This window comes from Alkaliphilus metalliredigens QYMF, from assembly GCF_000016985.1.
Lineage (GTDB): Bacteria > Bacillota > Clostridia > Peptostreptococcales > Natronincolaceae > Alkaliphilus_A > Alkaliphilus_A metalliredigens.
The window spans coordinates 4,213,877-4,227,281 of record NC_009633.1; the positions used below are offsets into that span (position 1 = coordinate 4,213,877).

A 13,405-nucleotide genomic window follows, 5' to 3' on the forward strand; every position below is an offset into this window, starting at 1 on the left:
AGGCTACACCTTTATATTACCTTTCTTCCCGAATAACCCTGTTGGTTTCACAAGGAGTACTGCAATCAAAATAACAAATGCCACAGCATCTCTATAGGTTCCGCCAAGATAAGCTGCTGCAAAACTTTCTGAAACACCTACTATCAGCCCGCCAACAATGGCGCCATGTAAAATACCAATGCCGCCCAAAACTGCAGCAGAAAAGGCCTTAAGTCCAGCTAAAAATCCCATGTTCGGATAAACCACCTGATAATATCCACTTATTAGCGTTCCTGCAATGGCAGCTGAAGCACCACCTAAAAAGAAAGTAAATGTGACAATAAAGTTTACATCTATTCCCATTAAGCTTGCAGCCTTATGATTTTGCTCAACGGCTCTCATGGCAAGACCTATTTTTGTTTTTTTGATTATATAACTTAGTAACACAAGTAAAACAAGAGATACACCAACTATGAATAATTGAGTTGTTCCAATACTGACCCTACCAATATTGATATTCCCATAATCAAAAAGTTTTGGAAAAAATTTAGTCTCGCTTCCATATACAATCATAAGAAGATTTTGAATAATATAAGAGACGCCAATAGTGGTAATTAGAGCTGCTATACGCTTTGAATTTTTAGCACGTAGAGGAGCCAATGCCAATTTATCAATGGCGATTCCTAGCATACCCGTTAATATAATACTAAAAATCAAAGCTGGTACAATCCCATATTCCATACCTACGAAGACCATGGCCATATGTGCACCGAAGGCATACACTGAACCATGTGAAAAATTTATGAGTCTTAAAATTCCAAATACCAAAGAATATCCTACGGCAATTAATGCATAAACCATCCCTAAAGCCAAGCCATTAACTAACTGATCTAATATCAATATGACACCTCCCCGTAATAGGAAATTGTATTTGGCAAGTAGTAATATAATAATAAGTTTATCTACTCATTCTTAATAGACTACTTGCCAAATTTAGTTTGCTTTACACTATTTAACTTCTATAAATTGTCCATTTTCAATTTTAACAAGTGAAAAGGCTTTAATGGCATCTCCATTATCTTCAAACTTTGTTTCACCAGTAACGCCATCATACACAAGCTTACTAACCTCGTCTTTTATGGCACTTCGATCTGCTGTACCAGCATTTTCAATAGCTTTAAGAATAATGCCAGCACTGTCATAGGCTTGAGCTGTAAGGCTACTTGGACTTGACCCGTATTTAGCCTCATAAGCACTTACAAAAGATGAAACATTTTCTTCTACGCTTCCATGGAAGAAAATTGTTGGGAAGTGAATATTTTCAGCGTTTTCCTGTGCAAGATTGATTAATTGTTGACTATATGCATTGGAGAATCCTACAAGTTCAATTTCAGGATTAACTGCTTTATACTGAGAGGCAAATGGTCCAAGGGTGTTATACATACCAACAACAATGATTACATCTGCATCTGCACTATGAAGTCTTGTGATATTTGAGCTAAAATCAATTGTTCCATCAACAACTTCCTGATGATCAACAACGGTTCCACCAGCTTTTTCAACAAGATCTTTAGTAATATCAGCAGTACTGGTACCCCAATCAGTTCTAACAGAAAGTATACCAACATTCTTTTTATCTAGGGTGTCAATTGCAAGATTGACAGCAACCTGTGCTTCAATGTCAATGACGGTGTTATTTCTAAAAATGAAATCACCCTCACCTGAGAAGTCAGGATGTGATGCAGAAGGGGAAATGTTAAGGATGCCAGCCTCCTGATATGTTGGTGATGCCACCATGGCTACACCACTAGCGAAGTGTCCAATAACAGCCTTTATGTCTTTATCTCCGGCAATTCTTTCAGCGATTGTAGCAGCTTCTTCACCAGTGTTTTTATCATCAAAAACAACTAATTCGATTTGCTGGCCAAGAACGCCTCCAGCTTCATTCCACTGTTCAACCATCAGTGCAGCAGCATTGGAAAAACCTGTTCCATACTCTGCAAAATCGCCAGTTAATGGACCTGCAACAGCAATTTTGATTACTTCAGATTCTTGGCTGGTGGTTTGACTCTGACACCCTACAAAGACTGTCATCATAAGAATACCTACAAGCAAAATCCCAATTACTTTTTTCATAAAAATCGTTCCCCCTTATATTTTTCTCATGGTACTAACATAATGTTCTACTGAAAGTACAATCCTGTTTAATCCTCCTTTCCTTTGCTTAACTTTATTTATATGTTCTTTAGCCTAAGCTAAAGTGAACTAAATAGACGTCATTATTTTTTCTTGTGGAAAAAGACTTCACACACAGAATTTCCTTGGGCTATGGTCTTACCTAATTCGAATTCAAAATGGTCCGAACTCTCCCCAATACCACGGTCTCCGTCCATAGCTATATCACAAAGTATTTCCATCTTTTCATCACTCTCACCTTGCTTTTGCCATGCACTGACCAATGGACAGTAATGAAACTCGACTGCAAGCTTATCCTCGGTTAACTCAACAATGTCCATTTCAAAAAGTTTCTTCACCAAATCACTTAAGAACAGTTCAGTGAACTCTTTGATATCAGACTTATCCTTGAGTTTTTCAGATATTCCATTACCATGAAAACAGCCACATCTTTTGATTGCTTTTCTAGCCATACTCTCCCAATCTTGGCCAGCTTTTTCAGCCTCATCTATCATTAGACTCATCCAAGTTGCTCTGTGCTCAATTGCACCTCTTACGGCTAATACTTTCTCATCATTAGTAATTGTAGGATTGTTATTAATCTTTGTCATTATTATTTCCCCCTTAATATTTATCGTAGAGCCATTGACACAAATGACACAATAAAAACCATTGAAAATTCATTCATCTAAGTAACCCTGTATCATTTTGATACTAATAGTATCATCTGATATTTCTGATAATTATATAACTGATAATTTCAAATGTCAATATTTTTCTGAATATTTAAACTTCATTTTACTCTACGCTTACTTTCCAATGGATCACTGTATCACTGTATCACTTTCTTCTACACAAAATGACCCCCTGTACCATTTCACTTTGAAATGGTACAGGGGGTCATTTTGTTACCTTCAGTCTCTTGCTCTTGCAAACATAGCACTACCAATTATTCCAGCATCATTTTTCAACTCTGCCAGTACAATCTTAGCATGAGGTACATGATTGCACCAAACATACTGGGGAATGGTTTTATTGAGCTTATCTAATAAATAATCTCCTGCTTGTGATACCCCGCCACCAATTGCAATGACTTCAGGTGCTAGTATATTAATCAAATTAGCAATTCCAATGGACAAGTATTTAACGAGTCGCTCAATTGCTTGTATGGATACAGCATCACCATGGTAAGCACATTCAAAAATCAGTTTAGCCGTTATTGCTTCAATCTCCCCTTGTGTTTTCTCTATTAGCATGCTTTCTTTACCTTCTTTAATTAGTTTTTGCGTATATTTAGTTAAGGCAGTGGCCGAAGCAAATGTTTCTAAGCATCCATTATTTCCACAATTACAATCATAAAAGTTTTCACCTATCACCATATGTCCTAGTTCACTACCGATTCCATGATTACCACTGTACACTTGGTTATTAATCACCAAGCCACCGCCAACACCAGTTCCTAATGTCAAAAATATTGCATTCTTTACCCCAGTTAATGCGCCCTTCACTGATTCTCCCATGGCTGCCACCGTTGCATCATTTTCCACATAAACAGAAAGACCCGTCTTTTCTTGTAGAGCCTCTGCTAGAGGAATATTTTCCCAAAACAAATTAGTGGCATAATAGACGAAGCCTTCTTTGTTACATACACCGGGAATGCCGACTCCTATACAGTTAATCTCTTCCTTAGAAATTCCTTCTTGTTTAATCAATTGGTCAATCATCTCTACCATCACTTGCACAACCGCCCGGTAGCCTTCCTTTACGGGAGTTGGTTCACTGCAACGTTTTAAAATTTCTCCTACTTCATTGACTAAGCCCGCCTTAATAGACGTTCCTCCCAAATCAATCCCGATGTACTTCATCCGACCTGTCTCCCCTTCATTGTTGTGATTTTTCTTCTAGTGATTTCATTAGCCTATCATTAAATTCCTGAGCTGCATGATAACCCATTTTCTTTTGCCTATGATTTCTCGCTGCCACTTCAATAATCAGTGCGATGTTTCGTGCAGGCTTAATGGGTATGGTTACCTCATCTATCTTCATCCCTAATATTTCCCTATGGTTGTCATCTAATCCTAATCTGTCATAGCTTTTGGTGGAATCCCACTCCTCTAAATCAATGATCAGATCAATATCTGTTTTGATTTTAATGGCACCCACTCCAAAAAGACTCTTAACATCTAAAATTCCAATTCCTCTCACTTCAATCATGTGACGAATAATCTCCGGTGCACATCCCTGCAAGACTTCGTGCCCAATCCGCTTAATTTCCACTGCATCATCAGCAACAAGTAGGTGACCTCGTTTAATCAACTCTACGGCGGTTTCACTCTTTCCGATTCCACTTTTTCCTGTGATGAGCACGCCTACACCATAAATATCCATCAAAACACCGTGGAGGGTAATCGTAGGCGCCAATGTATCCTCTAAATAGTTGATTACCTTACTAATTAGCTTTGTTGTGTTTTTATGACTTCGTAAGATTTTACGCTGATATTTGTTGGCAGTACATAACAGCTCCTCTGGCACCTCTAAGCCTCTACTAATGATTAAACAAGGAATGTCATAGGACATCATTCGGTCCAATCGTTCCTTCCTTGTTTTTGTGTCCAATGTTTCCAGGTAACGGTGCTCAACCTTTCCTATAATTTGAATACGCTCATAGGCAAAATAATCGAAGAATCCTGCTAGCTGCATACCTGGTCGATTTAAGTCTGTGGTTGAAATCAAGAGGGCTGTTGCTTCTATACTATTTAGCTCCTCCATGTTTAAATCCTTCATTAGTTTTTCTACTGTAATTGATTTCATTTGTTCTCCCTTCTTTAATACCTTTGAATTTGACTGGGCATCACCCAGCTAGCGATAACATAAGCAATAATTCCCGGAAATCCAGCTGAAAATATGGTTAATATCACCCATCCTAATCTAACAACGGTTGGGTCAACATCAAAATACTCAGCAATACCTCCACAAACACCTGATATTTTCTTATCTACATGGGATAGATACAGTTTCTTTTTCATCATACTCTCCTCCTTATTGCTTTCTAAAAAAGTGATACATATTTTCTGCTACCTTTCGATTGAGTCCCTCTACTTCAATTAGTTCCTCAATTGTTGCTTGCTTCATTTTATCAATACTTTCAAAGTGTTTCATCAGGGATTTTCTTCTTTTTTCTCCTATCCCCGGAATGTCCTCTAGTACTGAATGAAGTATACTTTTTGTTCTCAAGCTTCGATGATATGTGATTGCAAATCGATGGACCTCATCCTGAACTTGGGTAATAAATCGTAAAAGGTGGGAAGGTCTTTCAATGGGTATTTCTTTTCCTTCATAAACCAATCCTCTGGTTCGATGACGTTCATCTTTGACCATACCACAAACAGGAATTAAAATTCCTAATGCAGCCAATCCTTTTTTCACACTAGTTACCTGACCTAATCCCCCATCTACCATGATCAAGTCTGGAAAAAGCGAAAATTTTCCCTCCTGCACTGTCATTGTATTTTCAATCATTGCCTTTGTTTCATCGACGCCTCTTTTATATCGTCTATAAATAATCTCCTCTATACTACCATAATCATTAGCTCCCTGTATTGTTTTAATCTTAAACCTTCTGTAATCTTTATTTTTAGGTTTCCCCCCTTCAAAAACCACCATTGATCCCACTGATTCCATACCTTGGGTATTGGATATATCAAAGGCTTCTACCCTGTGAATGGCATCCGCTAAACCCAGTGCTTCTTGTAGCACCACCATGGCACCCTCTGTTTTTTCTTTACTCTTTCTTTGGGTCTCTTCCCGTTGTCCCATGGTAAGGGCAGCATTTCTTTTAACCAATTGAATCATGGATTTCTTTTCGCCCCTCAGTGGCGCTCTAACCTTGACATGATTGCCTCTTTTGTTGGTAAGCCATTGGGCCATCAATTCTTGATCTTCAACTTCCCGCTCCACTAGCACTTCTTTAGGAATGAAATTGGTTTCTCCATAAAATTGCTTAATAAATGCCGAGAGGATTTCTTTCTCATCTTCGTCTTCCCTAGTGGTGAGTATATAATGCTCACGTTGTACTAATTTCCCCCCACGTACAAAGAATACCTGAACACAGCTTTCTTGTTCTCCCTTTGCCATTGCAATAATATCTTGATCAATGTCATTAACAGAAACCACTTTTTGTCTTTCTATAATATCTAGAAGTGCTTGCCTTTGATCTCTGTAGTGTGCCGCTCCTTCAAAATCCATTTTTTCAGCTGCTCTCTTCATCTTCTCTTCGATCTTTTTAATCAATTCATCTTCTTTACCACCTAAAAAGAGAATAATCTCATGAATCATCTGCTGATATGTCTCATCATTCACCATCCCGGTACAAGGGCCGATACATTTTCGAATATGATAGTTTAGACACGGTCGTTCTTGTCTTTCAATCATTTTTTCTATGTTTTTACCACATACTCTAATGGGATACATTTGATGGATCACTTCTAGTGTTTCATTTAGTGCACTGATATTGGTATATGGACCAAAATATTTTGCTTTATCCTTTAGCACCTTACGGGTTTTTAATACCCTTGGAAATGTTTCATTCATGGTCACCTTGATATAAGGATATGTTTTATCATCTCTAAGCAGTACATTGTATTTAGGTCGATTTTCTTTAATTAAATTACACTCTAATATTAAGGCTTCTAACTCCGAGTCCGTTACAATATATTCGAAAAAATTAATATGAGTTACCATGGCTCTTACCTTAGGATGCTGGTTATTAGAAGACTGGAAGTATTGCCTTACTCGATTTTTTAAGGAAATGGCCTTTCCTACATAGATAATCTCATTGGCTTTATTCTTCATTAAATAAACCCCAGGCTTATCTGGTAATAGCTTTAGTTGTTCCTTTATGTCAAACATTTTCCGCCTCCTGTTTCTTTTCCTATTATCTATTTTATCACTTTGTGCCTACTGTTATCAATGTATCGTGATTTTCTTTTCAAGATACACGACCTCCACTTTTAGTGGTTTACCTAGGTGGCATGGCATGATCTGATTCATGAACAAGTTTCGTAAGTTCACTTGTCTATGTATATTTACTGGGTTCTTCGGAGACAATTAAAATAATAAATGGAAAAAATATCCTACTAGGAGGAATGATTATGAAAAAAATACCCACAACTTTACTTGTGCTTTATTTACTCTTTTTAAGCAGTTTTATTGTTTTTGCCAGCACTCATCATCAAAGCATACAAGTCTATTTTGGTGACTTTAAGGTACAACATCACAAGGATTTGCTCTCTTTAGAAGAATCACCTTTTCTCTATGAGGGTAGACTCTATATGCCCCTACGGGCTTTAAGCGAATCCCTGGGTTACGATGTTGATTGGGATGAAAATACCCAAACCGCCATTCTATCCAAGGACACAGCCTTCACACAGATTCCAGAGACCGACCCTTTAAATGGAGAGGCCTTTGTCTATGGAGAGGTTCGTCATATCGACTATGAAAATCGTTCCATTGACATTGTACAGCACTTAGATCATCACAGCAGAGAAGTATTTGAGGGTCTTTTAGTAGAGGAAGATGCCATTATCATCCTGCAACGCAATGATCATCAATGGAATATCGCCTTTTCTGATGTCAAGGTAGGAGATGTTGTGGGGATGGTTTTAACTGCAGAGAATCTTGTTCGAGGGATCATTGTTGATTGATATGTATCTCTTCATACAAAAAAGGTAGCAATGCTACCTTTTTTTTAATGGTTAGATGATAAGGCCTTCTTTAAATAATGGCCTGTATAGGATTTCGCATTTTCGCTGATTTCCTCTGGGGTTCCTTGGGCGATGATTTCGCCACCACCTTTACCCCCTTCAGGTCCTAAGTCTATAATGTGGTCAGCGGTTTTGATGACATCTAAGTTATGCTCAATGACTAAAATGGTGTTACCGCCTTCCGCTAGTCGTTGAAGCACACCAATCAATCGGTGAATGTCGGCAATATGCAAACCTGTTGTGGGCTCATCTAGGATATATAAAGTCTTTCCTGTGCTTCGTTTGCTTAATTCCGAAGATAATTTAATCCGTTGTGCTTCTCCACCCGAAAGCTGGGTTGAAGGTTGGCCTAACTTAATATAGCTTAATCCTACATCATATAGGGTTTGTAACTTCTTATGAATTTTGGGTATGTTTTCAAAAAATCCTACTGCTTCCTCTACATTCATACCCAGAACCTCTGAAATTGTCTTACCTTTATACTTAACTTCTAAAGTCTCACGATTGTACCGCTTCCCTTTACAGATCTCACAGGGCACATACACGTCAGGTAGAAAATGCATCTCAATCTTAATGATTCCATCCCCTTTACAAGCCTCACAACGGCCACCCTTCAAGTTAAAGCTAAATCTCCCCTTTAGATACCCCCTCATTTTTGATTGAGGTGTTTGGGCAAATACATCTCTGATGTCATCAAAGACACCTGTATAGGTAGCTGGATTTGATCTTGGTGTTCTTCCAATTGGACCTTGATCAATTTCAATTACTTTATCAATATATTCTAGCCCCTCAATACTCTTATGGGCTCCTGGTTTGTCCTTAGCTCGATTTAACTCCTGTGCTACGCTCTTATAAAGAATTTCATTTACCAGGGTACTTTTTCCCGATCCTGATACCCCTGTCACACAAGTAAATAGACCTAATGGAAACTTGGCATTAATGTTTTTTAGATTATTTTCCTTGGCGCCTTTTACGGTAACCCACTTGCCATTTGGTGTTCTGCGTTCCCTAGGCACTTCAATAAACTTTTTCCCACTTAAATATTGTCCTGTAATGGATCGTGGCTCCTTTATGATGTCATTAATGTCACCCTGCGCAACTACTTCACCACCATGGATCCCTGCTCCTGGACCAATATCAATTACATGATCTGCGGCAAACATGGTATCTTCATCATGTTCCACCACAATAACTGTATTCCCAATATCAGTTAAATTCCTCAATGTTTTCAACAAACGATTATTATCTCTTTGGTGTAATCCAATACTAGGCTCATCTAAAATGTATAGTACACCCACTAGACTTGCGCCTATTTGAGTGGCCAAGCGAATACGCTGAGATTCTCCTCCTGACAATGTTCCCGAACTTCTTGACAAACTCAAGTAGTCTAGTCCCACATCAATTAAAAAGTTTAACCTACTTTGAATTTCTTTCAATACTTGCTTGCCTATAAATGTCTTTCGTTCATCTAGTTGAAGCTGATCAAAGAATGCCTTGCATTCCTTTATGGCCAGTTGTGTGACATCATTAATATTTTTGTCGCCTAGGGTTACCGCAAGAACCTCGTCCTTTAACCTGGCTCCTTTACAGCTTTTACAGGAGTGCTCTGCCATATATTCTTCTATTTTTTCACGCATATACTCAGAGTTTGTTTCTTTGTATCGTCTGGTTAGATTCGTGAGAACTCCTTCAAATATTCCAGAATAATTTCTCACGCCTCCATACTTAGAATCATATTCGAAGTATACCTTTTTGCTAGAGCCATACAATATATCCTGTACCATTTCTTGTGGTAGTTCATCTACTGGAGTATCCACATTGGTTCCGTATTGTTCAGCTAGGTTTTCAATCATTTTGAAATAATATGTGTTGTCGTTTGTTCCACCGGATGTCCACCATGGTGCAATGGCCCCTTGGCGGAGGGTCAATTTTTTATTGGGAATCACCAAGTCAGGATCAACTTCCTTCATATGCCCAATTCCATTACACTCTGTGCAGGCGCCAAAGGGACTATTAAAGGAAAACATCCTTGGTGATAAATCCTCCACTCCAATACCGTGCTCTGGACAAGCAAATTTAGTGGAGAAGAGTAACTCCTCTTGATCAATCACGTCGATAATTACCAGCCCCTCACTGAGTTTCAGTACAGTTTCAACAGAATCTGCAATACGTTGCTGGGATTCAGGTTTCACTAAAATTCTATCTACCACAACCTCAATACTGTGTTTCTTATTTTTTTCTAATTCAATCTCTTCATAAATTTCTCGTACTTCACCATTAATTCGAACTCTCACGAATCCATCTTTTTTAATTTGCTCTAGGGTTTTCTGATGGGTCCCTTTTTTCCCTCTTACGATAGGAGCAAGAATCTGAATTTTTGTTCTTTCCTCTAATTCCATTACCTTGTCAACAATTTGCTGCACTGTCATCTGACTAATCTCAACATGGCAAACTGGACAATGGGGCGTTCCAACTCTTGCAAATAGAAGTCGTAAATAGTCGTAGATCTCTGTTACGGTTCCTACAGTTGATCTAGGGTTTTTACTTGTTGTCTTTTGGTCGATTGAAATCGCTGGAGAAAGTCCCTCAATATACTCGACATCGGGCTTTTCCATCTGTCCTAAAAATTGTCTAGCATAGGAGGATAGACTTTCAATATATCTTCTCTGTCCTTCTGCATAAATGGTATCGAAGGCTAAGGATGACTTTCCTGAACCCGATAAACCTGTCATGACCACAAACTTTTCCCTTGGAATTTCTATATCAATATTTTTTAGATTATGTTCCTTTGCACCTCTTATAATAATTTTATCTCTTGCCACATCTACACCTCTTCTTCGTTAAAGTACACTTTCTTCAATTTTTTCACTTGATCTCTTAGTTCAGCAGCTCGCTCAAACTGTAATTCGTCAGCCGCCTGCATCATTTCTATTTGGAGTCTTTGAATCAACTCTTCTACTTCTTCTGGGGTTAATGCTTCTATCTCTTTATTCAAGCCATATTTCTCTTTCTCTTCAGCTACCTTTGTGGCTTCAATTACATTTCTTACCTTTTTCACAATGGTCTTTGGTGTGATTTGATGTTTGTCATTGTATTCTATTTGAATTAATCTACGTCGTTCCGTTTCATCAATTGCCTTCTGCATGGATTTGGTGATCCGATTGGCATACATAATCACCCGGCCTTCTACATTTCTTGCGGCCCGTCCCGTTGTTTGGATCAATGCAGTTGCAGAACGCAGAAAGCCTTCCTTATCGGCATCTAAAATAGCTACCAAAGAGACCTCAGGTAAATCTAGGCCTTCTCTGAGTAGATTGATTCCCACCAATACATCAAATACCCCCAGTCTTAAATCTCGAATGATTTCCATTCTTTCCATGGTCAGAATATCTGAATGTAGGTATCTCACCTTAATATCAATTTCCTTTAAATAGTTAGTTAAATCCTCAGACATCTTTTTAGTTAATGTCGTCACCAATACCCGCTGTTTTTTTTCGATTCGTTTGTGTATTTCTCCTACTAAATTGTCAATTTGCCCCTCTATGGGTCTCACTTCTACCACGGGATCTAAAAGACCTGTTGGCCGAATGATTTGCTCTTCAATTCTTTGATTTCTTTCTAATTCGTAAGGACCTGGTGTGGCACTGACATATAGAATTTGATTCACAAGCTTTTCAAATTCCTTGAAATTCAGTGGTCTATTGTCTAGAGCCGAAGGAAGTCTAAATCCATGATTAATCAATGATTCCTTCCGTGAGCGGTCCCCTGCATACATTCCCCCTACCTGTGGAATTGTGGCATGGGACTCATCCACAATAATTAAGTAGTCATCTGGAAAATAGTCGATCAGTGTAAAGGGCCTACTCCCTGCTTTTCTACCGGTTAACTGTCTTGAGTAGTTTTCAATCCCTTGACAGAAACCCACTTCTCTTAGCATCTCAATATCATACATGGTTCGCTGTTGAATTCGCTGGGCTTCAATCAACTTTTCTTCTTGTTTAAAAAAGGCTACCTGCTCTATGAGCTCTTGCTCAATACTTTCAATGGCATTTTCAATCTTATCTGCACTGGTGGCATAATGAGATGCCGGAAAGATTGATATATGGTTTCTGAGTCCCACTATTTCTCCCGTTAGTGAATTAATTTCTGTAATCCTATCAATTTCATCACCAAAAAACTCCACTCGGATTGCATTCTCCGAAGAAGAGGCAGGAAATATTTCTACGATATCTCCCCTGACACGAAAAGTTCCCCTAATAAAATTAATATCATTTCGCAAGTATTGTATATCAACTAGCTGTCGTAACACCTGGTCCCTATCTTTAGTCATCCCAGTTCTTAAGGACACAACTAATTTCTTATATTCAGCAGGATCTCCTAATCCATATATACAGGACACACTGGCCACAATAATGACATCCCGTCGTTCTAAAAGGGCTGAAGTAGCAGAATGCCTCAGCTTGTCTATTTCATCATTAATGGAAGCATCTTTCTCAATATAGGTGTCACTTTGAACGACATAGGCCTCTGGTTGATAATAATCATAATAACTCACAAAATACTCTACTGCATTATTTGGGAAAAACTCTTTAAACTCACTACAGAGCTGTGCTGCCAGGGTTTTATTATGAGCAATAATTAATGTTGGTTTTTGTACATCTTGGATAATATTGGCCATTGTAAAGGTTTTTCCTGATCCCGTTACACCTAGCAGTACTTGATCCCTAAGGCCTTCTTTAATTCCTTGGCTTAATGCTTCAATGGCCTTTGGTTGATCTCCCGTGGGTTGATAGTCTGATTGAATTTCAAATCCATTCATACGCAAAACCTCTCAATTCTCTTATTTTCATAAACTTTATTATACCATAATCACTTTTACTCTATCTGCTTTTTCAGTTGTTAATTTTTAGGACGTTCCGAACATTAGTTCGTTATATTATTATAATCTTTCCTTTTCTCACTGTCAACTCTGTTTAAAAATCATGGTCAGTTTTTGTAAGAATCACATATACTATTACAAACAAATGTGAGGGCGAGCCATATGCTATTCATCTTGATCTTGATGTCAATTTCTACTTTCACTTATATTCTTTTTATTTGTTATTATATATACCCTAAATGTCCTTACTGTCACAATCATTCAATTGAAACCCATGAACACCTATACTATGACAACTTTGTTTGTGGATACTGTGGTTTTTCCTACAGATCATACGCCGCTTATTATGTTTTAACACCCATTCCCAATCAACTGGCTCTGGAGATCAGCCCCATGGATGACGATGATGATGATGATGAGTTCGATTCATGGGATGATGAGCCTTAAATGGAACAAAATTGACTTCGTCAATATTTGTTTTCGCTAGGGAACCCTAGGTTCCCTTCGACGGTCTTACGACCTGAGCACCCTCCTAAACCGACAGAGGGGAATACCCCTCTGCACTCCCCATGTCTAGGAAATTTAAAAGCATAATTTCCTAGACATCAAA

11 protein-coding genes are annotated in these 13,405 nt (G+C 38.3%); 2 read left to right on the forward strand and 9 right to left on the reverse strand.

The window, feature by feature from the left end; genetic code table 11:
* Positions 1-3: 3 nt before the first annotated feature.
* The 7 genes from AMET_RS20215 to uvrC all read right to left on the reverse strand — a co-directional run bounded on the left by AMET_RS20215 (position 4) and on the right by uvrC (position 7,062).
* Positions 4-879: a branched-chain amino acid ABC transporter permease gene (locus AMET_RS20215; RefSeq protein WP_012065147.1), complete on the reverse strand. Its 876-nt coding sequence runs from the start codon at positions 877-879 to the stop codon at positions 4-6.
* Positions 880-987: 108 nt separating this feature from the next.
* Positions 988-2,115 (reverse strand): ABC transporter substrate-binding protein, encoded by a 1,128-nt coding sequence (locus AMET_RS20220; protein ID WP_012065148.1) that lies wholly within the window; start codon positions 2,113-2,115, stop codon positions 988-990.
* A gap of 143 nt (positions 2,116-2,258) precedes the next feature.
* Positions 2,259-2,765: an L-2-amino-thiazoline-4-carboxylic acid hydrolase gene (locus tag AMET_RS20225; protein WP_012065149.1), complete on the reverse strand. Its 507-nt coding sequence runs from the start codon at positions 2,763-2,765 to the stop codon at positions 2,259-2,261.
* 303 nt (positions 2,766-3,068) lie between these two features.
* Positions 3,069-4,019, reverse strand: a complete 951-nt coding sequence (locus tag AMET_RS20230) for an ROK family protein (RefSeq protein WP_012065150.1) — start codon at positions 4,017-4,019, stop codon at positions 3,069-3,071.
* Between the two features lie 16 nt (positions 4,020-4,035).
* Positions 4,036-4,965, reverse strand: a complete 930-nt coding sequence (gene hprK, locus AMET_RS20235) for an HPr(Ser) kinase/phosphatase (protein WP_012065151.1) — start codon at positions 4,963-4,965, stop codon at positions 4,036-4,038.
* 14 nt (positions 4,966-4,979) lie between these two features.
* The gene (locus AMET_RS20240) at positions 4,980-5,183 is read right to left on the reverse strand and encodes a PspC domain-containing protein (RefSeq protein ID WP_012065152.1); all 204 of its coding nucleotides are present in this window, start codon (positions 5,181-5,183) and stop codon (positions 4,980-4,982) included.
* A gap of 10 nt (positions 5,184-5,193) precedes the next feature.
* Positions 5,194-7,062 (reverse strand): excinuclease ABC subunit UvrC, encoded by a 1,869-nt coding sequence (gene uvrC / locus AMET_RS20245; protein WP_012065153.1) that lies wholly within the window; start codon positions 7,060-7,062, stop codon positions 5,194-5,196.
* A gap of 242 nt (positions 7,063-7,304) precedes the next feature.
* Here uvrC and AMET_RS20250 point away from each other — a divergent pair, with 242 nt between their 5' ends.
* Positions 7,305-7,856, forward strand: coding sequence for a copper amine oxidase N-terminal domain-containing protein (locus AMET_RS20250; RefSeq protein WP_012065154.1), 552 nt, complete (start codon positions 7,305-7,307; stop codon positions 7,854-7,856).
* A gap of 44 nt (positions 7,857-7,900) precedes the next feature.
* Here AMET_RS20250 and uvrA read toward each other — a convergent pair whose 3' ends face one another.
* Together uvrA and uvrB are read right to left on the reverse strand one after the other, a co-directional pair.
* Entirely contained in the window at positions 7,901-10,738 is a 2,838-nt protein-coding gene (uvrA, locus tag AMET_RS20255; protein WP_012065155.1) for an excinuclease ABC subunit UvrA, read from the reverse strand.
* Between the two features lie 2 nt (positions 10,739-10,740).
* Positions 10,741-12,735: an excinuclease ABC subunit UvrB gene (gene uvrB, locus AMET_RS20260; RefSeq protein WP_012065156.1), complete on the reverse strand. Its 1,995-nt coding sequence runs from the start codon at positions 12,733-12,735 to the stop codon at positions 10,741-10,743.
* Positions 12,736-12,957: 222 nt separating this feature from the next.
* On the opposite strand from uvrB, the gene AMET_RS26010 reads away from it, so the two are divergent.
* The gene (locus AMET_RS26010; protein ID WP_198135369.1) at positions 12,958-13,242 is read left to right on the forward strand and encodes a hypothetical protein; all 285 of its coding nucleotides are present in this window, start codon (positions 12,958-12,960) and stop codon (positions 13,240-13,242) included.
* Positions 13,243-13,405: the final 163 nt, after the last annotated feature.